Annotated in this window: 19 protein-coding genes and 1 pseudogene; 17 read left to right on the top strand and 3 right to left on the bottom strand. The window is 70.1% G+C overall.

What is annotated here, in order from left to right:
• The first annotated feature begins 180 nt into the window (after window positions 1–180).
• The 8 genes from ruvC to relA all read left to right on the top strand — a co-directional run bounded on the left by ruvC (window position 181) and on the right by relA (window position 9,758).
• Window positions 181–720 carry a crossover junction endodeoxyribonuclease RuvC gene (gene ruvC / locus AB0P24_RS00820; protein WP_365790148.1) on the top strand — a complete coding sequence of 180 codons (540 nt, stop codon included), beginning with the start codon at window positions 181–183 and terminating at the stop codon, window positions 718–720.
• A complete protein-coding gene (gene ruvA / locus AB0P24_RS00815) occupies window positions 717–1,322 on the top strand; it encodes a Holliday junction branch migration protein RuvA (protein ID WP_181801791.1) in 606 nt (201 codons plus the stop codon). Before ruvC ends, ruvA begins: the two co-directional genes overlap by 4 nt.
• A 27-nt stretch (window positions 1,323–1,349) precedes the next feature.
• On the top strand, window positions 1,350–2,423 hold the full coding sequence (gene ruvB, locus AB0P24_RS00810; protein WP_365789630.1) for a Holliday junction branch migration DNA helicase RuvB: 1,074 nt from the start codon (window positions 1,350–1,352) through the stop codon (window positions 2,421–2,423).
• A 470-nt stretch (window positions 2,424–2,893) separates the two neighbouring features.
• Window positions 2,894–3,427: a preprotein translocase subunit YajC gene (gene yajC / locus AB0P24_RS00805; protein WP_365789628.1), complete on the top strand. Its 534-nt coding sequence runs from the start codon at window positions 2,894–2,896 to the stop codon at window positions 3,425–3,427.
• Window positions 3,428–3,568: 141 nt separating this feature from the next.
• Window positions 3,569–5,365, top strand: a complete 1,797-nt coding sequence (gene secD, locus AB0P24_RS00800) for a protein translocase subunit SecD (RefSeq protein ID WP_365789626.1) — start codon at window positions 3,569–3,571, stop codon at window positions 5,363–5,365.
• A gap of 3 nt (window positions 5,366–5,368) precedes the next feature.
• The gene (gene secF, locus AB0P24_RS00795; protein WP_365789624.1) at window positions 5,369–6,478 is read left to right on the top strand and encodes a protein translocase subunit SecF; all 1,110 of its coding nucleotides are present in this window, start codon (window positions 5,369–5,371) and stop codon (window positions 6,476–6,478) included.
• Window positions 6,475–7,014 carry an adenine phosphoribosyltransferase gene (locus AB0P24_RS00790; RefSeq protein WP_365789621.1) on the top strand — a complete coding sequence of 180 codons (540 nt, stop codon included), beginning with the start codon at window positions 6,475–6,477 and terminating at the stop codon, window positions 7,012–7,014. The genes secF and AB0P24_RS00790 overlap by 4 nt, the downstream gene beginning before the upstream one ends.
• Window positions 7,015–7,217: 203 nt before the next feature.
• Window positions 7,218–9,758 (top strand): GTP pyrophosphokinase, encoded by a 2,541-nt coding sequence (gene relA / locus AB0P24_RS00785; RefSeq protein WP_365789619.1) that lies wholly within the window; start codon window positions 7,218–7,220, stop codon window positions 9,756–9,758.
• A 130-nt stretch (window positions 9,759–9,888) separates the two neighbouring features.
• Here relA and AB0P24_RS00780 read toward each other — a convergent pair whose 3' ends face one another.
• Together AB0P24_RS00780 and AB0P24_RS00775 are read right to left on the bottom strand one after the other, a co-directional pair.
• Window positions 9,889–11,118, bottom strand: coding sequence for a DUF349 domain-containing protein (locus AB0P24_RS00780; protein ID WP_365789617.1), 1,230 nt, complete (start codon window positions 11,116–11,118; stop codon window positions 9,889–9,891).
• A gap of 135 nt (window positions 11,119–11,253) precedes the next feature.
• Window positions 11,254–12,075 (bottom strand): peptidylprolyl isomerase, encoded by an 822-nt coding sequence (locus tag AB0P24_RS00775; RefSeq protein ID WP_365789615.1) that lies wholly within the window; start codon window positions 12,073–12,075, stop codon window positions 11,254–11,256.
• Between the two features lie 178 nt (window positions 12,076–12,253).
• Between AB0P24_RS00775 and AB0P24_RS00770 the strand changes: the two genes are divergently transcribed.
• Both AB0P24_RS00770 and hisS read left to right on the top strand, forming a co-directional pair.
• On the top strand, window positions 12,254–12,964 hold the full coding sequence (locus tag AB0P24_RS00770; protein ID WP_365789613.1) for an MBL fold metallo-hydrolase: 711 nt from the start codon (window positions 12,254–12,256) through the stop codon (window positions 12,962–12,964).
• Window positions 12,965–12,975: 11 nt separating this feature from the next.
• Window positions 12,976–14,238, top strand: coding sequence for a histidine--tRNA ligase (gene hisS, locus AB0P24_RS00765; protein WP_365789611.1), 1,263 nt, complete (start codon window positions 12,976–12,978; stop codon window positions 14,236–14,238).
• A 46-nt stretch (window positions 14,239–14,284) separates the two neighbouring features.
• On the opposite strand, the pseudogene AB0P24_RS00760 reads toward hisS, so the two are convergent.
• Window positions 14,285–14,595: pseudogene (locus AB0P24_RS00760) on the bottom strand (ATP-binding cassette domain-containing protein); the annotation flags it as partial.
• Between the two features lie 156 nt (window positions 14,596–14,751).
• On the opposite strand from AB0P24_RS00760, the gene AB0P24_RS00755 reads away from it, so the two are divergent.
• From AB0P24_RS00755 to ruvX, 7 genes are all read left to right on the top strand, one after another.
• On the top strand, window positions 14,752–15,408 hold the full coding sequence (locus tag AB0P24_RS00755; RefSeq protein ID WP_365789610.1) for a vitamin K epoxide reductase family protein: 657 nt from the start codon (window positions 14,752–14,754) through the stop codon (window positions 15,406–15,408).
• Window positions 15,409–15,463: 55 nt separating this feature from the next.
• Entirely contained in the window at window positions 15,464–16,819 is a 1,356-nt protein-coding gene (locus AB0P24_RS00750; RefSeq protein WP_365789608.1) for a replication-associated recombination protein A, read from the top strand.
• A 304-nt stretch (window positions 16,820–17,123) separates the two neighbouring features.
• Window positions 17,124–17,738: a 30S ribosomal protein S4 gene (rpsD, locus tag AB0P24_RS00745; protein WP_181803162.1), complete on the top strand. Its 615-nt coding sequence runs from the start codon at window positions 17,124–17,126 to the stop codon at window positions 17,736–17,738.
• Window positions 17,739–18,024: 286 nt separating this feature from the next.
• Window positions 18,025–18,465, top strand: a complete 441-nt coding sequence (locus AB0P24_RS00740) for a DUF948 domain-containing protein (protein ID WP_234531917.1) — start codon at window positions 18,025–18,027, stop codon at window positions 18,463–18,465.
• A 12-nt stretch (window positions 18,466–18,477) separates the two neighbouring features.
• On the top strand, window positions 18,478–18,825 hold the full coding sequence (locus tag AB0P24_RS00735; RefSeq protein ID WP_365789605.1) for a hypothetical protein: 348 nt from the start codon (window positions 18,478–18,480) through the stop codon (window positions 18,823–18,825).
• Entirely contained in the window at window positions 18,825–21,497 is a 2,673-nt protein-coding gene (gene alaS / locus AB0P24_RS00730) for an alanine--tRNA ligase (RefSeq protein ID WP_365789604.1), read from the top strand. The genes AB0P24_RS00735 and alaS overlap by 1 nt, the downstream gene beginning before the upstream one ends.
• A 14-nt stretch (window positions 21,498–21,511) precedes the next feature.
• Window positions 21,512–21,976 carry a Holliday junction resolvase RuvX gene (ruvX, locus tag AB0P24_RS00725; RefSeq protein ID WP_365789602.1) on the top strand — a complete coding sequence of 155 codons (465 nt, stop codon included), beginning with the start codon at window positions 21,512–21,514 and terminating at the stop codon, window positions 21,974–21,976.
• The last annotated feature ends 76 nt before the right edge of the window (window positions 21,977–22,052 follow it).

Below are 22,052 nucleotides of genomic sequence, written 5' to 3'. Positions count from 1 at the left end.
CGGCGGGCTGGTGGGACACGTCCCACCAGCCCGCCGCCGTTGTCAGTGGTAGCGGCTAGCCTGGCGCCATCCGCAGATGGCCGTCCACGGGCCGCAACCATCAATCGAGGAACCACGGCGGTGCTCAGCCAGGTCCGCGAGAGCGGCGGCGGTTCAGCCGCGAAGAGGGGAGGGGGCGCGGTGCGCGTACTGGGGGTGGACCCCGGGCTGACCCGGTGCGGTGTCGGTGTCGTCGAGGGCGTCGCCGGGCGGCCGCTCACCATGGTCGGCGTGGGAGTCGTCCGCACGCCCGCGGACGCTGAACTCGGCCGTCGCCTGGTCGCCATCGAGCAGGGCATCGAGCAGTGGCTGGACGAGCACCGGCCCGAATTCGTCGCCGTGGAGCGGGTGTTCAGCCAGCACAACGTACGGACCGTGATGGGCACCGCCCAGGCCAGCGCCGTCGCCATGCTGTGCGCCGCCCGCCGGGGCATCCCCGTCGCCCTGCACACCCCGAGCGAGGTCAAGGCCGCCGTCACCGGCTCCGGACGCGCCGACAAGGCCCAGGTCGGCGCCATGATCACCCGGCTGCTCAGACTCAACGCCCCGCCCAAGCCCGCCGACGCCGCCGACGCCCTCGCGCTCGCCATCTGCCACATCTGGCGCGCCCCCGCGCAGAACCGACTCCAGCAGGCCGTCGCCCTGCACGCAGCCAACGCAACGAAAGGCCGTACGGCATGATCGCCTTCGTCAGCGGCCCGGTCGCCGCCCTCGCCCCGGACTCCGCGGTCGTCGAGGTGGGCGGGATCGGCATCGCCGTCCAGTGCACCCCCAACACCCTCTCCGGACTGCGCATGGGCCAGCCGGCCAGGCTCGCCACGTCGCTGGTCGTGAGGGAGGACTCGCTCACCTTGTACGGTTTCGTGGACGACGACGAGCGCCAGGTCTTCGAGCTGCTGCAGACGGCGAGCGGTGTCGGCCCGCGGCTCGCCCAGGCGATGCTCGCCGTGCACAGCCCCGACGCGCTGCGCCGCGCGGTCGCCACCGGTGACGAGAAGGCGCTGATCGCCGTCCCCGGCATCGGCAAGAAGGGCGCGCAGAAACTGCTGCTGGAGCTGAAGGACCGCCTCGGCGCCCCCGTCGGCGCTCCCGTGATCGGCGCCCCGGTCAGCCAGGGCTGGCGCGACCAGCTGCACGCCGCCCTGATCGGCCTCGGGTACGCGACCCGGGAGGCCGACGAGGCCGTCACCGCCGTCGCCCCGCAGGCCGAGGCCGCCGGGGGCACGCCCCAGGTCGGCCAGCTGCTCAAGGCGGCCCTGCAAACCCTCAACCGCGCCCGCTGACCCCACCACCGCTGAGGCACATCACTTATGAACTGGGACGACACGACCGACACCGGGGCCGACGCGGAGCGGCTGGTGGGCGCCGTCGCCGACCGTGAGGACCAGGCCGTCGAGGCCGCGCTGCGCCCCAAGGACCTGGGCGAGTTCATCGGCCAGGAGAAGGTCCGCGAGCAGCTCGACCTGGTGCTGCGCGCCGCACGCGCGCGGGGCGCGACCGCCGACCACGTGCTGCTCTCCGGTGCCCCCGGCCTGGGCAAGACGACCCTCTCGATGATCATCGCGGCCGAGATGGAGGCCCCGATCCGCATCACCTCGGGCCCCGCCATCCAGCACGCCGGCGACCTGGCCGCGATCCTCTCCTCTCTCCAGGAGGGCGAGGTCCTCTTCCTCGACGAGATCCACCGCATGTCGCGGCCCGCCGAGGAGATGCTGTACATGGCGATGGAGGACTTCCGGGTCGACGTCATCGTCGGCAAGGGTCCGGGTGCCACCGCCATCCCCCTCGAACTGCCGCCGTTCACGCTGGTCGGCGCCACCACCCGCGCGGGCCTGCTGCCGCCCCCGCTGCGCGACCGCTTCGGCTTCACCGCGCACATGGAGTTCTACGAGCCGCGCGAGCTGGAGCGGGTCGTGCACCGCTCGGCGCATCTGCTGGACGTCGCGATCGAGCCGGCCGGCGCGGCCGAGATCGCCGGCCGGTCGCGCGGCACGCCCCGTATCGCCAACCGGCTGCTGCGCCGGGTCCGTGACTACGCGCAGGTCAAGGCGGACGGGCTGATCACGCGCGAGATCGCGCACGCGGCGCTCGCCGTCTACGAGGTGGACGAACGCGGCCTGGACCGGCTGGACCGCGCCGTCCTGGAGGCGCTGCTCAAACTCTTCGGCGGCGGGCCGGTCGGCCTGTCCACCCTCGCCGTCGCGGTGGGGGAGGAGCGCGAGACGGTCGAGGAGGTCGCCGAGCCCTTCCTGGTCCGCGAGGGTCTGCTGGCCCGCACCCCGCGCGGCCGCGTCGCCACCCCCGCCGCCTGGGCCCACCTGGGCCTGAGCGCTCCGCGCGGCACGGCGGGCGGAGCCGGCCAGCAGGACCTCTTCGGCACCTGACCCCGGGCCGCCGACGCCCCGGTGGCACCGCGCCCGACCGGCCACGGGGTCCAGGCCGACGGGTGCACCGCCGCGCCCGTCCCGTGCCGAGCGGCCCCGGTCCGGTGGGCGAACGGGCCGTTCCCTCCCGCCTCGCAGCGGCGGCCCCCTGGAATCCCTGCGCGTCCGGTGTCCGAGCCGTTGCCGGTGAGAACGCGACGGGCCGCCGTGCGCCGGGAGCGGGCGTGGACGCGTCCTCGCCCCCGGCACGGACGGCCGGCGCCCGCTGAGCCAGGCTTCGGCCGTAGACGTGATCGCTTCGTGACGGCGGGGCATTGGCGGCCCCAGGAACCCAGGTGCCATGCTGAACGTTGTTCCATGCGCGCGGACTCGCTTAGACTCCGCCGATGCCGCCTTTGCGGGCGGCGCCGACCACACCCCCATCATCCAGGCCGCTCACCGCCGCGGCTGCGCGAAGGAAATTCCGTCCCGTGAATAGCTTGCCTCTTCTCGTGTTCATCGTCCTCATCGCGGCCATGGTCCTGATGACGCGCTCCACCAAAAAGCGCCAGCAGCAGGCCACGCAGATGCGGAACGAGATCCAGCCCGGCAACGGTGTCCGCACCATCGGGGGCATGTACGCGACGGTCAAGGAAGTCAACGAGGACACGGTCCTCCTCGACGCCGGCCCGGGCGTCGAGCTCCTCTTCGCGAAGAACTCGATCGGCGCCATCCTCACGGACGACGAGTACAACCGCATCGTGCACGGCATCGAGCACGACCTGAAGTCCGACGCCGACGTCGTCCCGGACGACGCCTCCTCTCTCACCGAGACCGACGACGAGTCCGCCGACGCTGCCGCCGCCTCCGACGACAAGGCCGTCGACCTCGGGAAGAAGGACGCAGCCGAGGAGGATGCCGAGGAAGCGGAGAACACGACCGACGGGCCGGCCGAGTCCGCGACCGCCGAGGCGAAGGCTGACGAAGAGCCGAAGAAGACCGACGGCGACTCCGACACGAAGTAGCCGTGCCCCGGGAGGCGGTGCGCGCATGACACGCGCACCTCGCACCCCGGGCGCGTCTGTTTCCCGCACGGGATCCCGACACCATGTCATGGCCGACCGCGCCGACCAGGGGCACGGCGGCCCGAGAGGGAGTACAAGAAGGTGGCAGCACCTAAGAGGGGCCGGAGCGCGAGCGCCCAGAGCAAGCCAGGGCGCTCGCTGGCCCTCATCCTGATCGCCATCGTGGCGCTCACCGGCGGAATGTTCGCCTCCGGAAACACCACTCCGCGTCTCGGTATCGACCTGGCCGGTGGTACGAGCATCACGCTGCAGGCGCACAACGAGCCGGGCCAGCCCAACGCGATCAACAAGACCAACATGAACACCGCGGTCGAGATCATGAACCGCCGTGTCAACGGTCTGGGCGTTTCCGAAGCGGAGGTTCAGACCCAGGGCACCAGCAACATCATCGTCAACATCCCCAAGGGCACCAACTCCGCAGAGGCCCGCCAGCAGGTCGGCACCACCGCGAAGCTGTACTTCCGCCCGGTCCTGGCCCAGCAGGCCAGCGTCGGCGCCACCCCGAGCGCCTCCCCGAGCGCGTCCGCAGGCGGCAGCTCCAGCGCTTCACCGAGCACCTCCCCGTCGAGCAGCGCGTCGGCGTCCCAGAAGGCGACCGGCTCGTCCTCCGCCTCGCCGTCGTCCTCGGCCACCTCGCAGGGCCGCGCCGTCACCGACGCCCTGAAGGCCGGTTCCACGCCGTCGTCCTCGGCGTCCGCCTCCTCGTCGGCGAGCCCCTCCGCCACCTCCTCGGCCGACGCGAGCGCCTCCGCCGCGGCCTCGAAGCTGGAGGCCGAGTACACCGCGCTGGACTGCTCCAAGGCCACGCAGCGCGCCAAGGCCGGCAAGACCGCCAAGCCGAGCGACACCACCGTGGCCTGCGGCAAGATCGGCGGCGCCTGGTACAAGTACGTGCTCGGCCCGGCCCGGGTCGACGGCACCGATGTCAAGAAGGCCCAGGCCGTCTACGACACGCAGAGCGCCGCGGGCTGGCAGGTCCAGATGACCTTCACCGGCAGCGGGGCCAAGAAGTTCGCGGACGTCACCGCCGAGCTCGCCAAGAACACCTCCCAGCCGACGAACGAGTTCGGCATCGTCCTCGACGGCGAGGTCGTCTCCAGCCCGACCGTGAGCCAGTCGATCACCGGCGGCCAGGCGGAGATCTCCGGCAGCTTCACCCAGGAGGAGGCCCAGAGCCTCGCCAACGTGCTGTCCTACGGCGCGCTCCCGCTCTCCTTCAGGACGGAGAGCGTCACCACCGTCACCGCAGCCCTCGGCGGCGAGCAGCTGCACGCCGGCCTGCTGGCCGGTGCCATCGGCCTCGCGCTCGTCATCATCTACCTGGTCGCCTTCTACCGCGGTCTGTCGCTCGTCGCGATCCCCTCGCTGCTGGTGTCCGCGGTCCTCACCTACGCGATCATGTCGCTGCTCGGCCCCACGATCCACTTCGCGCTGAACCTGCCGGCCGTCTGCGGTGCGATCGTCGCGATCGGCATCACGGCGGACTCGTTCATCGTGTTCTTCGAACGCATCAGGGACGAGATCCGCGAGGGCCGCACGCTGCGCCCCGCCGTCGAGCGGGCCTGGCCGCGCGCCCGGCGCACCATCCTGGTCTCCGACTTCGTGTCGTTCCTGGCCGCCGCCGTGCTGTTCATCGTGACCGTCGGCAAGGTCCAGGGCTTCGCGTTCACCCTCGGTCTGACCACCGTGCTCGACGTGGTCGTCGTCTTCTTCTTCACCAAGCCGCTGATGACGGTCCTCGCCCGGCGTAAGTTCTTCGCGAGCGGCCACAAGTGGTCCGGGCTCGACCCGAAGGGCCTGGGCGCCAAGGCCCCGCTGCGCCGCACCCGCCGTCCCGCCGGCCCTGCCGCCGGCCCTGTCGACCCGAAGGAAGCGTGAGCGATGTCGAAACTCGGCAACCTCGGCGCCCGACTCCACCGCGGCGAGATCAGCTACGACTTCGTCGGCAAGCGCAAGATCTGGTACGGCGTCTCCATCCTGATCACCATCACGGCCATCGTCGGCCTGGCGGTGCGCGGCCTGAACATGGGCATCGACTTCCAGGGCGGCGCCGTCTTCACCACCTCGAAGACCAGTGTCTCGGTGGCCCAGGCGGAGACCTACGCGAAGGAGGCCTCCGGCCACGAAGCGGTCGTGCAGAAGCTCGGCACGGGCGGTCTGCGCATCCAGATCGCCGGCATGGACACCGCGAAGTCGGACGCGACCAAGGCCAAGCTGGCCACGGACATGAAGGTGGACCCCGAGTCCATCAACTCCGACCTGGTCGGCCCGAGCTGGGGTGACGAGATCGCCAACAAGGCCTGGGAGGGCCTCGGCATCTTCATGGTCCTCGTGGTGATCTACCTGGCGATCGCCTTCGAGTGGCGGATGGCGCTCGCGGCCCTGGTCGCGCTGATCCACGACATCACCATCACGACCGGTATCTACGCCCTGGTCGGCTTCGAGGTCACGCCCGGCACGGTCATCGGTCTGCTGACGATCCTCGGTTACTCGCTCTATGACACGGTCGTCGTCTTCGACAGCCTCAAGGAGCAGACGAAGGACATCACCAAGCAGACCCGCTTCACCTACAGCGACATCGCCAACCACTCGATCAACGGCACTCTGGTCCGTTCGATCAACACCACGATCGTCGCGCTGCTGCCGGTCGCGGGCCTGCTGTTCATCGGTGGCGGCTTCCTCGGCGCGGGCACGCTCAACGACATCTCGCTGTCGCTGTTCGTCGGTCTCGCCGCCGGCGCCTACTCCTCGATCTTCATCGCCACGCCGCTCGTCGCCGACCTCAAGGAAGCCGAGCCGCAGATGAAGGCGCTGCGCAAGCGCGTCCTCGCCAAGCGCGCCCAGGCCGCCGCCGAGGAGGGGATGGCCGAGGCCCGGGTCGGCGGGCCCGAGGGATCCGAGGACGCCGCTCCGGCCGTCGTCGGCCCGCGCAACCAGCCCGCGCCCCGTAACCGGGGCGGCCGCGGCCGGCCGTCGGGGAAGCGCCGGTGACCGACATCAAGGAACTGCTGCTCAGCCGTATACGGGACGTCGAGGACTATCCGGAGCAGGGCGTGATGTTCAAGGACATCACGCCGCTCCTGGCGGACCCGGTCGCGTTCGCCGCGCTCACCGACGCTCTCGCGGAGATCGCCGTCGGCACCGGCGCGACCAAGGTGGTCGGCCTGGAGGCCCGGGGCTTCATCCTGGGCGCCCCGGTCGCCGTCCGCGCCGGCCTCGGCTTCATCCCGGTCCGCAAGGCGGGCAAGCTCCCCGGAGCCACCCTCCGCCAGGCCTACGAGCTGGAGTACGGCTCCGCCGAGATCGAGGTGCACGCCGAGGACCTGTCCGCGGGCGACCGCGTCCTGGTCGTCGACGACGTCCTCGCCACCGGCGGCACCGCGGAGGCCTCCCTCCAGCTCATCCGCCGGGCGGGCGCCGAGGCCGCGGGTCTCGCCGTCCTCATGGAACTGGGCTTCCTGGGCGGCCGCGCTCGCCTGGAACCGGCCCTCAAGGGCGCGCCCTTGGAGGCTCTGCTCGTAGTCTGACCAGAGTTTCGAGAACAGCGAAGCCCCGAGTGCGCGGTATCGCGCACTCGGGGGAGAGAATTTCACATGCGGTGGGTCGGGTTCCGTGGATTTCCGTCCGGGCGGCCGTTCGGACGGGCTCCGCACGTTCGGCGGCGGCTGGATCGCTACCATGGTTGTCCGGGGCCTGACTGGGGGACCCGGATCGCGCACGAGGAGTCCTCTTGCCAGACGAGGCCCAGCACCTGACCGCCGCCAAGCCCGAGCCCGCCTCGGCGGCCGCGGCCAAGCCCGCGCCCAGCGCGCCGCACGCGAAGAACGACGCCCGCGGGCCGGTCGAGCACGCCCAGTCCGCGCCTGTCGACAAGTCGGCCGAGCAGTCGCGTCCCAAGCCGGCCCCGCCCGAGCGAGCCAAGACGGCCCCCGGGGTCCGCCCCAACGCCGGCCAGCCCGCCCGCTCGGGCTCCTCCAACCGCGTCCGTGCCCGCCTCGCCCGCCTCGGCGTGCAGCGCGCCAACCCGTACAACCCGGTCCTGGAGCCGCTGCTGCGCATAGTCCGCAGCAACGACCCCAAGATCGAGAACGCCACCCTGCGCCAGATCGAGCGCGCCTACCAGGTCGCCGAGCGCTGGCACCGCGGCCAGAAGCGCAAGAGCGGCGACCCGTACATCACGCACCCGCTCGCGGTGACCACGATCCTCGCCGAGCTGGGCATGGACCCGGCGACCCTGATGGCCGGCCTGCTGCACGACACGGTCGAGGACACCGAGTACGGCCTGGAGGACCTGCGCCGCGACTTCGGTGACGTCGTCGCGCTGCTCGTCGACGGCGTGACCAAGCTGGACAAGGTCAAGTTCGGCGAGGCCGCCCAGGCCGAGACCGTGCGCAAGATGGTCGTCGCCATGGCCAAGGACCCACGCGTCCTGGTCATCAAGCTCGCCGACCGCCTGCACAACATGCGCACCATGCGCTACCTCAAGCGCGAGAAGCAGGAGAAGAAGGCGCGCGAGACGCTCGAGATCTACGCGCCGCTCGCCCACCGGCTGGGCATGAACACCATCAAGTGGGAGCTGGAGGACCTCGCCTTCGCGATCCTCTACCCCAAGATGTACGACGAAATCGTCCGGCTCGTCGCCGAGCGCGCCCCCAAACGCGACGAGTACCTGGCCATAGTGACCGACGAGGTCCAGTCCGACCTGCGCGCCGCCCGCATCAAGGCGACCGTCACCGGCCGCCCGAAGCACTACTACAGCGTCTACCAGAAGATGATCGTCCGCGGCCGGGACTTTGCGGAGATCTACGACCTGGTGGGCATCCGCGTCCTGGTGGACACCGTCCGGGACTGCTACGCGGCCCTGGGCACCGTGCACGCCCGCTGGAACCCGGTTCCGGGGCGGTTCAAGGACTACATCGCGATGCCCAAGTTCAACATGTACCAGTCGCTGCACACGACGGTCATCGGCCCCAACGGCAAGCCGGTCGAACTCCAGATCCGCACGTTCGACATGCACCGCCGCGCCGAGTACGGCATCGCCGCGCACTGGAAGTACAAGCAGGAGGCCGTCGCCGGCGCCTCCAAGGTCCGCACCGACGTGCCGAAGTCGTCCGGCAAGGGCAAGGACGACCACCTCAACGACATGGCGTGGCTGCGGCAGTTGCTGGACTGGCAGAAGGAGACCGAGGACCCCAGCGAGTTCCTGGAGTCCCTGCGCTTCGATCTCTCCCGCAACGAGGTCTTCGTCTTCACACCCAAGGGCGACGTCATAGCGCTCCCGGCCGGAGCCACCCCTGTCGACTTCGCGTACGCGGTCCACACCGAGGTCGGTCACCGGACGATAGGAGCCCGGGTCAACGGCCGTCTCGTCCCGCTCGAATCGACCCTGGACAACGGCGACCTCGTCGAGGTCTTCACCTCCAAGGCGACCGGCGCCGGACCGTCCCGCGACTGGCTCGGCTTCGTCAAGTCCCCGCGCGCCCGCAACAAGATCCGGGGCTGGTTCTCCAAGGAGCGCCGGGAAGAGGCGATCGAGCAGGGCAAGGACGCCATCGTCCGCGCGATGCGCAAGCAGAACCTGCCCATCCAGCGCATCCTCACCGGCGACTCGCTGGTCACCCTCGCCCACGAGATGCGCTACCCGGACATCTCCTCGCTGTACGCGGCGATCGGCGAGGGCCATGTGGCCGCGCAGAACGTCGTGCAGAAGCTGGTGCAGGCGCTCGGCGGCGAGGAGGCGGCCACCGAGGAGATCGACGAGGCGGTCCCGCCGAGCCGCGGCCGCCGCAGCAAGCGGCGCAGCAGCCAGGACCCCGGCGTGGTCGTGAAGGGCGTCGACGACGTCTGGGTCAAGCTGGCCCGCTGCTGCACACCCGTCCCCGGCGACCCGATCATCGGCTTCGTCACGCGTGGCAGCGGTGTATCGGTGCACCGCAGCGACTGCGTCAACGTCGAGTCACTGTCCCGGGAACCCGAGCGCATCCTCGACGTCGAGTGGGCGCCCACCCAGTCCTCGGTCTTCCTGGTCGCCATCCAGGTCGAGGCCCTGGACCGGTCCCGGCTGCTCTCGGACGTCACCCGCGTCCTGTCCGACCAGCACGTCAACATCCTCTCCGCGGCCGTCCAGACCTCCCGCGACCGGGTGGCCACCTCCCGCTTCACCTTCGAGATGGGCGACCCCAAGCACCTGGGCCACGTCCTGAAGGCCGTACGCGGCGTGGAGGGCGTGTACGACGTCTACCGGGTCACCTCGGCGCGCAGCCGCTCGTAGCGAGGCAGCGGGGCAAGCGAGACCGCGGAGGCGGCGCGAGACCGCAGAGGCGGCGAGACACGACGAGAGGGGCCCCGTACGCCGTTTACGGGGCCCCTCCCGGTGTTCCTGGCGGAACTGCGCGCGAACCTCAGCCGCCGAACTCCTGCAGGCCCTTCAGAGCCTGGTCCAGCAGCGCCTGGCGGCCCTCCAGCTCACGCTCCAGCTTCTCCGCCTTCGACGTGTTGCCCTGGGCGCGGGCCTGCTCGATCTGCGTCTTCAGCTTGTCCACGGCGGCCTGCAGCTGGCCGGTCAGACCCGCGGCACGCGCGCGTGCCTCCGGGTTGGTCCGGCGCCACTCGGCCTCCTCGGCCTCCTGGATGGCCCGGTCGACCGTGTGCATCCGGCCCTCGACCTTCGGACGTGCGTCGCGCGGCACATGGCCGATGGCCTCCCACCGCTCGTTGATCGAGCGGAAGGCGGACCGCGCGGCCTTCAGGTCCGTGATCGGCAGGAGCTTCTCGGCCTCGGCGGCCAGCTCCTCCTTCAGCTTCAGGTTCTCCGTCTGCTCCGCGTCCCGCTCGGCGAAGGCCGAACCACGCGCCGCGAAGAACACGTCCTGGGCGCCGCGGAAGCGGTTCCACAGGTCGTCCTCGTGCTCGCGCTGGGCACGGCCGGCGGCCTTCCACTCGGCCATCAGCTCGCGGTAGCGCGCGGCCGTCGGACCCCAGTCCGTCGAGTCCGACAGCGACTCGGCCTCGGCGACCAGCTTCTCCTTGGCCTTGCGGGCGTCCTCGCGCTGGGCGTCGAGCTGCGCGAAGTGCGCCTTGCGGCGCTTGGAGAACGCCGACCGGGCGTGCGAGAAGCGGTGCCACAGCTCGTCGTCCGACTTGCGGTCGAGGCGCGGCAGGCCCTTCCAGGTGTCCACCAGGGACCGCAGCCGCTCACCGGCCGCCCGCCACTGGTCGGACTGGGCCAGCTGCTCCGCCTCGACGACCAGGTCCTCCTTGGCCTGACGGGCCTCGTCGGACTGCTTGGCACGCTGCGCCCGGCGCTCCTCGCGGCGCGACTCCACGGTCTTCACCAGATCGCCGAGCCGGGTGCGCAGGGCCTCCAGATCACCGACCGCGTGGTGCGCCTCCACCTGTTCGCGCAGGTGGTCGATGGCGGCCTGAGCGTCCTTCGCGGAGAGGTCGGTGGTCTTTACTCGCTTTTCGAGGAGGCCGATCTCGACAACCAGGCCCTCGTACTTGCGCTCGAAGTAGGCCAGCGCCTCCTCAGGGGAGCCGGCCTGCCAGGAACCGACGACCTGCTCGCCGTCGGCCGTACGCACGTACACGGTCCCCGTCTCGTCGACGCGGCCCCACGGGTCGCTGCTCACAGCGCCTCCTCCACATGATGCCTGCGAGGGGCCTCAGCGCCCCCGGGCATCGTCCACAGTTTCGTCACGGCCAACATAGGCGACCGGCGGGTTGCCTGTCCGCATCCCGCGCGACCGAAGTTACGCAGTTGGTGGTCAGGATTTCGTGACCGTGGCCTTGTTGATCACAACCGTCGCGTTGGGGGCTCCGTCACCCTGGCCGGTGCTCTCACCCGCGGCGGCGATCTTCTTCAGGATCTTCAGTCCGGCCGCGTCGACCGTGCCGAACGGGGTGTAGCTGGCCGGCAACTGACTGCCCTGGTAGACCAGGAAGAACTGGCTGCCGCCGGTGTGCTTCTGGCCCGTGTTGGCCATCGCGACCGTACCCGCCGGGTACACACCGCCCTTCAGGCTTTTGTCCTTCAGGTTCTCGTCAGGGATCGTGTACCCCGGACCGCCGCTTCCGGTACCCGTCGGGTCGCCGCACTGCAGCACGTAGATGCCGTTGGTGGTGAGCCGGTGGCACTTGCTGTGGTCGAAGTAGCCCTTCGACGCGAGGAAGTTGAACGAGTTCACGGTGTGCGGGGCCGCCGACGTCTTGAGCGCGACGCCGATGTCGCCGCAGGTCGTCGACAGCGTCATCGTGTACTTCGCCGACGTGTCGATCGTCATCGCCGGCTCCTTCTTCCAGCTCATCTTCTTCACCGAGCCGGCGGCGGCCTTCTCGCACGGATCGGGCGCCTTGCTGGTGGCGGAGGCGCTGGGGGTCGTCTCCGAGCTGGCGTTCGCCTTGTCGTCGTTGTTCTTCAGCACGCCGGTCGTGTACAGCGCGACACTGCCGATCACGATCACGCCGAGCACGGACGCGATCACGGAGTTGCGCATGCGTGCCTTGCGCCGCGCGCTGGTACGCCGCTGCTGCTGCCGCAAGAACTTCTCCCGGGCGAGCTGACGCCGCCGCTGCTCCTGGCTGACCACCGGGTTCTCTCCTCATGCGTGTCGTGTGTCGACCGGTACGCGTGCGTCCTGTGCGCTGTGTGAGCCGACTGCTGCGTGTAGCCCCGTACCGTATATGGGTTCGCTGAGGAAAAGGCAGCGCCGGTAGGCTCTGGACCACAGCTTGTAGCCACCCGAACCGACACAACGAAGGACGATCGTGCTCATTGCCGGGTTCCCCGCCGGGGCCTGGGGGACGAACTGTTATCTCGTCGCCCCCGCCGCCGGTGAGGAGTGCGTGATCATCGACCCCGGCCATCAGGCCGCCGAAGGCGTCGAGGAAGCACTGAAGAAGCATCGGCTCAAGCCCGTCGCCGTCGTCCTCACCCATGGCCACATCGACCATGTGGCCTCGGTCGTTCCCGTCTGCGGAGCGCACGACGTACCGGCCTGGATCCACCCCGAGGACCGGTACATGCTGAGCGACCCCGCAAAGGGCATCGGCCGGTCCATCGGCATGCCGCTGCTCGGCGAGCTGACCGTGGGGGAGCCGGACGACGTCTTCGAACTGGCCGAAGGCGTGCGGCTGGAGCTGGCCGGACTCGAATTCTCCGTCGCGCACGCGCCGGGCCATACCAGGGGGTCGGTGACGTTCCGGATGCCGGAGACGACCGAGATCCCCTCGGTCTTCTTCTCGGGTGATCTGCTCTTCGCCGGCTCCATCGGACGCACGGACCTGCCGGGCGGCTCCATGGACGACATGCTGGCCTCGCTGGCCCGTGTCTGCCTGCCGCTCGACGACTCCACCGTGGTGCTGTCCGGCCACGGCCCCCAGACGACCATCGGCCAGGAGCGCGCCACCAACCCCTATCTGCGGCAGGTGGCCGCCGGCCCGGGAGCGCACGCCGACGCTCCCCGACGAGGAATGTGACGAGAACTTCCGTGAGCACCTTCAAGGCCCCCAAGGGCACGTACGACCTGATCCCGCCGGACAGCGCCAAGTACCTTGCCGTCCGCGAGGCGATCGCCGCGCCGCTGCGCAACTCCGGGTACGGCTACATCGAGACCCCGGGCTTCGAGAACGTCGAGCTCTTCGCGCGTGGTGTCGGCGAGTCCACCGACATCGTCACCAAGGAGATGTACGCCTTCGAGACCAAGGGCGGCGACCGGCTGGCGCTGCGCCCCGAGGGCACCGCCTCCGTCCTGCGCGCGGCCCTGGAAGCCAACCTCCACAAGGCCGGGAACCTCCCCGTCAAGCTCTGGTACTCCGGCTCGTACTACCGCTACGAGCGCCCGCAGAAGGGCCGTTACCGCCACTTCTCGCAGGTCGGTGCGGAGGCGATCGGCGCCGAGGACCCGGCCCTGGACGCCGAGCTGATCATCCTGGCCGACCAGGCGTACCGCTCGCTGGGCCTTAGCGACTTCCGCATCCTGCTCAACAGCCTGGGCGACAAGGAGTGCCGCCCGGTGTACCGCGCGGCGCTCCAGGACTTCCTGCGCGGCCTGGACCTGGACGAGGACACCCTGCGCCGGGCCGAGATCAACCCCCTCCGCGTCCTGGACGACAAGCGCGAGTCGGTCCAGAAGCAACTGGGCGACGCGCCTCTCCTGCGCGACTACCTCTGTGACGCCTGCAAGGCGTACCACGAGGAGGTCCGTGATCTGATCACGGCCGCGGGCGTCTCCTTCGAGGACGACCCGAAGCTGGTCCGCGGCCTCGACTACTACACCCGCACCACCTTCGAGTTCGTCCACGACGGCCTGGGCTCCCAGTCCGCGGTGGGCGGCGGCGGCCGCTACGACGGGCTGTCCGAGATGATCGGCGGCCCCGCGCTCCCGTCCGTCGGCTGGGCGCTGGGCGTCGACCGCACGGTGCTGGCGCTGGAGGCGGAGGGCGTCGAGCTCGACATCCCGTCCGCGACCAGCGTCTTCGCGGTGCCGCTCGGCGAGGAGGCGCGCCGCGTGCTCTTCGCGAAGGTCACGGAGCTGCGCCGGGTCGGCATCGCGGCGGACTTCTCCTACGGCGCCAAGGGGCTCAAGGGCGCCATGAAGAACGCCAACCGCAGCGGCGCCCGCTACACGATCGTCGCCGGCGAGCGGGACCTCGCCGAGGGCGTCGTCCAGCTCAAGGACATGGAGTCCGGCGAGCAGTCGGCGATCGGGGTCAACGAGATCGTGGCCGAACTGGAGTCGAGGCTGGGCTGACGGTCGGGGGCGGCGCCGGGGTGTTCCACGCCCCCGCCGCTCCTGCCCGTACCGTCCCCCGGACCGTCAACTCGGCGGGCGCCGATTCATCCTGCCGGACGATGCCCGCACGGGATCTCCACGCGCGCGTACCCGCCGCCGGGTCCGCGCCCAGGACCGAGACCGCGCCCGCGTCCCGGGCGCGGTGGCCCTGGAGGATCTCCACCGTCGTGGTCCTGCCCGCCCCGTCGGGTCCGAGCAGGCCGAACACCTCGCCCGCCGGATGCCCAGACCGACGCCGTCCACCGCGGTCACGCCGCCGTATCGCTTGCGCGGCCCGCGGACGTCCGCCGCGAGTTCGTACCCCTGTGCTGTCATGGCCCCGGGTATCGGCCGGAACCGAGCGCTCCGAGACGACCGTGCGTACTTCCTTATGTCCGCCGAACGGTGGACGGGGCGCCTCGTGCGGCACAATGGCCCCTGATGGCCCCTGCCCGAAGAAGTTCCCACTCTCCAACAGACGGAATCGGCGTGATGAGCAAGACGACAGTCAAGGACGTCTCCACCGAGCCCGAGCCCGAGCACACCTCCGCGGCATCCCGTACGGAGGGCGGCAGCCGGGCCTTCGCGCTGCTGCTGATCATCACGGGCGCCGCCGGCCTGCTGGCCGCGTGGGTCATCACGATCGACAAGTTCAAGCTGCTCGAGGCCAAGGTCGAGGGCAAGACGTTCACCCCCGGGTGCAGCCTCAACCCGGTCGTCTCCTGCGGCAGCGTCATGGAGTCCAAGCAGGCCGCCGCCTTCGGCTTCCCGAACCCGATGCTCGGCCTGGTCTGCTACGGCATCGTCATCTGCGTCGGCGTGAGCCTGCTGACCCGCGTCCGCTTCCCGCGCTGGTACTGGCTGACCTTCAACTTCGGCACGCTGTTCGGCGTGGGCTTCTGCACCTGGCTGCAGTTCCAGTCCCTGTACCGGATCAACGCGCTGTGCCTGTGGTGCTCGCTGGCCTGGGTCGCCACGATCACCATGTTCTGGTACGTGACCTCGTTCAACATCCGCAAGGGTTTCCTGCCGGCCCCGAACTGGCTGAAGTCGTTCTTCGGCGAGTTCACCTGGGTGCTGCCGGTCCTGCACGTCGGCATCATCGGCATGCTGATCCTGACCCGGTGGTGGGACTTCTGGACCAGCTGACGGCCCGGCGACCCGTCCGGCGGGGATTGTCAGTGGTGTGACTTAGGGTTTCAACGTGGAACCCGACCTGTTCACCGCCGCCGCAGAAGAACGCCAGGAGAAGGACCCGACCGGCAGCCCCCTGGCGGTACGGATGCGCCCGCGCACCCTCGACGAGGTGGTGGGCCAGCAGCACCTGCTGAAGCCGGGGTCCCCGCTGCGCAGACTGGTCGGCGAGGGTTCCGGCGGCCCGGCCGGACCGTCGTCCGTGATCCTCTGGGGGCCGCCCGGCACCGGCAAGACGACCCTCGCGTACGTCGTCTCCAAAGCGACCGACAAGCGGTTCGTGGAACTCTCCGCCATCACCGCCGGCGTCAAGGAGGTCCGCGCGGTCATCGACGGCGCCCGCCGCGCCACCGGGGGCTACGGCAAGGAGACCGTCCTCTTCCTCGACGAGATCCACCGCTTCAGCAAGGCCCAGCAGGACTCGCTGCTCCCGGCCGTCGAGAACCGCTGGGTCACCCTGATCGCCGCGACCACCGAGAACCCGTACTTCTCGGTGATCTCCCCGCTCCTCTCCCGCTCCCTCCTGCTCACCCTCGAACCGCTCACCGACGACGACGTCCGCGGGCTGCTGCGCCGGGCCCTCAGCGACGAGCGCGGCCTCAAGAACGCCGTCGCCCTTCCCGAGGACACCGAGCAGCACCTGCTGCGCATCGCCGGCGGCGACGCCCGCCGCGCCCTGACCGCCCTGGAGGCAGCCGCCGGCGCCGCCCTCGACAAGGACGAGACGGAGATCGGCCTCGGCACCCTGGAAGAGGTCGTCGACCGCGCCGCGGTCAAGTACGACCGCGACGGCGACCAGCACTACGACGTCGCCAGCGCCCTCATCAAGTCCATCAGGGGCTCGGACGTCGACGCGGCCCTGCACTACCTGGCCCGCATGATCGAGGCCGGCGAGGACCCCCGTTTCATCGCCCGCCGCCTGATGATCTCGGCGAGCGAGGACATCGGACTCGCGGATCCGAGCGCCCTGCCCATAGCCGTGGCCGCCGCCCAGGCCGTCGCCATGATCGGCTTCCCCGAGGCCGCCCTCACCCTCAGCCACGCCACCATCGCCCTCGCCCTCGCCCCCAAGTCCAACTCCGCGACCACCGCGATCGGCGCCGCCCTGGAGGACGTCCGCAAGGGCCTGGCCGGCCAGGTGCCCCCGCACCTGCGCGACGGGCACTACAAGGGCGCCGCCAAGCTCGGCCACGCGCAGGGCTACGTCTACCCGCACGACCTGCCCGAGGGCATCGCCGAGCAGCAGTACGCCCCGGACACCGTCAAGGACCGCGAGTACTACACCCCGACCCGGCACGGCGCGGAGGCGCGGTACGCCGACGCGGTCGAGTGGACCAGGAAGCACCTCGGTCGCAGGCGGTCCTGAGCAGCCTGTAGACTGCCTCGAAGCGCTGAGTCCCGCGCTGTCAGAGCGGGACAGTCAGCCGGAACCCCCGCAAGGGGGATCCAGGAGCGTCGCGCACCGTCGAACGGTGTCGCGGGCAGCCCACCACCATCCGCCGCACGGCGGGACCGGTCGGTGGGCCACTCGCGTGCTGCACGTATGTGCCCAGACCAGGGGAGCGGCTGCCCACCAGACCCGGCAACGGGGCCCGGCGGGTTTCCCCGGCTGCGGATTGCGACCTCCCTCAACCCTGACAAGCCGAAAACCCAGAAGGAAGAAAGAGACAGTGGCGAACCAGTCCCGCCCCAAGGTCAAGAAGTCGCGTGCCCTCGGCATCGCGCTGACCCCGAAGGCCGTCAAGTACTTCGAGGCCCGCCCCTACCCGCCGGGTGAGCACGGCCGCGGCCGCAAGCAGAACTCGGACTACAAGGTCCGTCTGCTGGAGAAGCAGCGTCTGCGCGCGCAGTACGACATCTCCGAGCGTCAGCTGGTCCGCGCCTACGAGCGTGCCTCCAAGGTGCAGGGCAAGACCGGTGAGGCCCTGATCGTCGAGCTGGAGCGCCGCCTCGACGCGCTGGTCCTGCGTTCGGGCATCGCCCGCACGATCTACCAGGCCCGCCAGATGGTCGTCCACGGCCACATCCAGGTCAACGGCCAGAAGGTCGACAAGCCGTCCTACCGCGTGCGTCCGGACGACGTCATCCAGGTCCGCGACCGCTCGAAGGACAAGACGCTCTTCCAGATCGCCCGTGAGGGCGGCTTCGCCCCCGACGGCGAGACCCCCCGCTACCTGCAGGTGAACCTCCGCGCCCTGGCCTTCCGCCTGGACCGCGAGCCGAACCGCAAGGAAGTTCCGGTCATCTGCGACGAGCAGCTCGTCGTCGAGTACTACGCCCGCTGATCATCAGCCGGGTGTAGCACCTCAGCGTCAGCCCGTCGTCTCCCCGCCCTTCCGGGCGGACGAGGCGGCGGGCTTTTGCATGGCCCCCGCTGGACACGGAACGTACGCGAGCGCCTCCGGTCCGTGCGACCGCCTCCCGTAACTCCGGCTTCCGCGCGCGGTAATCCGGTACGGAGTCGCATCCCCGGCGCGATAGGCTCGGGTGCAGACTTTTCGATGTTGATCCACGTTGTAGTGATCCACGTTGTAGTTGATCCACGTGGTCCAGGCACGAGACAGGGAGCGGGTGCACGCGGTGTCCGGTGGAGAGGTGGCCGGGATGCTGGTGGCCGTCTTCTGGGCGATCCTGGTCTCCTTCCTCGCGGTGGCACTCGTGAGGCTGGCCCAGACGCTCAAGGCGACCACCAAGCTCGTGGCGGACGTGACCGACCAGGCCGTCCCGCTGCTCGCCGACGCCTCCGCGGCCGTACGCTCCGCGCAGACGCAGATCGACCGGGTCGACGCGATCGCCTCCGACGTCCAGGAGGTCACGTCCAACGCCTCGGCGCTCTCCACCACCGTCGCCTCCACCTTCGGCGGCCCGCTGGTCAAGGTCGCGGCCTTCGGATACGGCGTGCGCCGGGCGCTGGCCGGCCGCAAGGCGGACGTGCCCGTGAAGGAGCCCAGGCGTACGGTGATCGTGGGCCGGACCGTCCCCGCCGCACGGCGGAAGAACCGGGGAAAGTAGGAGCCAGGCCATATGTTCCGCCGTACGTTCTGGTTCACCACCGGTGTCGCCGCCGGAGTGTGGGCCACCACCAAGGTCAACCGCAAGCTGAAGCAGCTGACTCCCGAGAGTCTCGCCGCGACCGCCGCGAACAAGGCGCTGGAGACGGGCCACCGGATCAAGGAGCGGGCCGTCGGCTTCGCACTCGACGTCCGCGAGAACATGGCCCAGCGGGAGGACGAGCTGGGCGAGGCGCTGGGCATCAACGCGAACCCCGAACTCCCGGCGCCCCGGCGGCTCGCCGCCATCGAGAACCGCAGCAACCCGAAGTACGCCGATGACAGGACGACGTACTCGTACAACCGGAATGAGGACCACTGATGGAGTCGGCTGAGATTCGCCGCCGCTGGCTGAGCTTCTTCGAGGAGCGCGGGCACACCGTCGTCCCTTCGGCGTCGCTCATCGCGGACGACCCGACTCTGCTCCTCGTCCCGGCCGGCATGGTGCCCTTCAAGCCCTACTTCCTGGGTGAGGTCAAGCCGCCCTTCGACCGCGCCACCAGCGTGCAGAAGTGCGTGCGCACCCCGGACATCGAAGAGGTCGGCAAGACCACCCGGCACGGCACCTTCTTCCAGATGTGCGGCAACTTCTCCTTCGGCGACTACTTCAAGGAAGGCGCCATCAAGTACGCCTGGGAGCTGCTCACCAGCCCCCAGGACAAGGGCGGTTACGGCCTGGAGCCCGACCGGCTGTGGATCACCGTCTACAAGGACGACGACGAGGCCGAGCGCATCTGGCACGACGTCGTCGGCGTGCCGAAGGAGCGCATCCAGCGCCTCGGCATGAAGGACAACTACTGGTCCATGGGCGTCCCCGGCCCCTGCGGCCCGTGCTCCGAGATCAACTACGACCGCGGCCCCGAGTTCGGCGTCGAGGGCGGCCCCGCCGTCAACGACGAGCGGTACGTGGAGATCTGGAACCTGGTCTTCATGCAGTACGAGCGCGGCGAGGGCATCGGCAAGGACAACTTCGAGATCCTCGGCGAGCTGCCCAGCAAGAACATCGACACGGGCCTCGGCCTGGAGCGTCTCGCCATGATTCTGCAGGGCGTGCAGAACATGTACGAGATCGACACCTCCATGGCCGTCATCAAGAAGGCCACCGAGCTGACCGGCGTCCACTACGGCGACGCCCACGCCTCGGACGTCTCGCTGCGCGTGGTCACCGACCACATGCGCACGTCGGTGATGCTCATCGGCGACGGTGTCACCCCCGGCAACGAGGGCCGCGGTTACGTCCTGCGCCGCATCATGCGCCGCGCCATCCGCAACATGCGCCTGCTCGGTGCCACCGGCCCGGTCGTCCTCGACCTCATCGACACCGTGATCGCGATGATGGGCCAGCAGTACCCGGAGCTGGTCACCGACCGCGAGCGCATCGAGAAGGTCGCCGTCGCCGAGGAGAACGCCTTCCTCAAGACTCTGAAGGCCGGCACCAACATCCTCGACACCGCCGTCACCGAGACCAAGGAGGCCGGCGGCAAGGTCCTCGCCGGTGACAAGGCGTTCCTGCTCCACGACACCTGGGGCTTCCCGATCGACCTCACCCTCGAAATGGCCGCCGAACAGGGCCTTTCCGTGGACGAGGAGGGCTTCCGCCGCCTGATGAAGGAGCAGCGGGAGCGCGCCAAGGCCGACGCCCAGGCCAAGAAGACCGGGCACGCCGGCGCCGGCGCCTACCGCGAGATCGCCGACAAGACCGGTGCGACCGACTTCATCGGCTACTCCGACACCGAGGGCGAGACCACGATCGTCGGCATCCTCGTCGACGGCGTCTCCTCGCCGGCCGCCACCGAGGGCGACGAGGTCGAGATCGTCCTGGACCGCACCCCCTTCTACGCCGAGGGCGGCGGCCAGATCGGCGACACCGGCCGGATCAAGGTCGACACCGGTGCCGTGATCGAGGTCCGCGACACCCAGAAGCCGGTCCCGGGCGTCTACGTCCACAAGGGCGTCGTCCAGGTCGGCGAGGTCACGGTCGGCGCCAAGGCCCATGCCTCGATCGACTCCCGCCGCCGGACCGCCATCGCCCGCGCCCACTCGGCCACCCACCTCACCCACCAGGCGCTGCGCGACGCCCTCGGCCCGACGGCCGCCCAGGCCGGTTCCGAGAACCAGCCCGGCCGCTTCCGCTTCGACTTCGGCTCGCCGTCCGCCGTGCCGACGGCCGTGATGACCGACGTCGAGCAGAAGATCAACGAGGTGCTCGCCCGCGACCTCGACGTGCGCGCCGACATCATGGGCATCGACGAGGCCAAGAAGCAGGGCGCCATCGCCGAGTTCGGCGAGAAGTACGGCGAGCGGGTCCGCGTGGTGACCATCGGCGACTTCTCCAAGGAGCTGTGCGGCGGCACCCACGTCCACAACACCTCCCAGCTGGGCCTGGTCAAGCTGCTCGGCGAGTCGTCGATCGGCTCGGGCGTGCGCCGTATCGAGGCCCTCGTCGGTGTCGACGCCTACAACTTCCTGGCCCGTGAGCACACGGTCGTCGCCCAGCTCCAGGAGCTGATCAAGGGGCGCCCGGAGGAACTGCCGGAGAAGGTCTCCGTCATGCTCGGCAAGCTGAAGGACGCCGAGAAGGAGATCGAGAAGTTCCGCGCGGAGAAGGTGCTGCAGGCCGCCGCCGGTCTCGTCGAGTCCGCCAGGGACGTGCGCGGGATCGCCGTCGTCACCGGGCAGGTACCGGACGGCACCACCCCGGACGACCTGCGCAAGCTGGTCCTCGACGTGCGCGGCCGCATCCAGGGCGGGCGCGCCGCCGTGGTCGCCCTCTTCACGGTCAACAACGGCAAGCCGCTCACGGTCATCGCCACCAACGACGCCGCCCGTGACCGCGGCCTCAAGGCCGGTGACCTGGTCCGCGCCGCCGCCAAGACCCTCGGCGGCGGCGGTGGCGGCAAGCCGGACGTCGCCCAGGGCGGCGGTCAGAACCCGGCCGCGGTCGGCGAGGCCATCGACGCCGTCGAGCGCCTCGTCGACGAGACCGCCAAGTAAGGAAACGGTCGGAAATGCGCAGAGGACGTCGACTCGCGATCGACGTCGGGGACGCCCGGATCGGGGTCGCCTCGTGCGACCCCGACGGGATCCTCGCCACCCCGGTCGAGACGGTTCCCGGCCGGGACGTCCCGGCGGCCCACCGCAGGCTGCGGCAACTGGTCGAGGAGTACGAGCCGATCGAGGTCGTCGTCGGACTCCCGCGCTCCCTCAAGGGGGGCGAGGGCCCGGCCGCCGTCAAGGTGCGGGCCTTCGCCCAGGAGCTGGCCAAGGGCATCAAGCCGGTGCCGGTCCGGCTGGTCGACGAGCGGATGACGACCGTGACGGCCAGTCAGGGCCTGCGCGCCTCAGGGGTGAAGTCCAAGAAGGGCCGCTCGGTCATCGACCAGGCCGCCGCAGTGATCATCCTCCAGCAGGCGCTGGAATCCGAACGGGTGTCAGGTAAACCACCCGGCGAGGGCGTCGAAGTGGTCATCTGATCGCGATACGGTAACGTTCCGCGCGATGCGATGGTTTTCGAACAGCCACCGCACAGCAAGAGGCGGAACGGTCAGG

This window comes from Streptomyces sp. NPDC086519 (assembly GCF_040686075.1).
GTDB classification, from domain to species: domain Bacteria; phylum Actinomycetota; class Actinomycetes; order Streptomycetales; family Streptomycetaceae; genus Streptomyces; species Streptomyces shenzhenensis.
The sequence above is the reverse complement of the archived record's forward strand: the minus strand, read 5'-3'. Positions and strand labels throughout refer to the sequence as shown.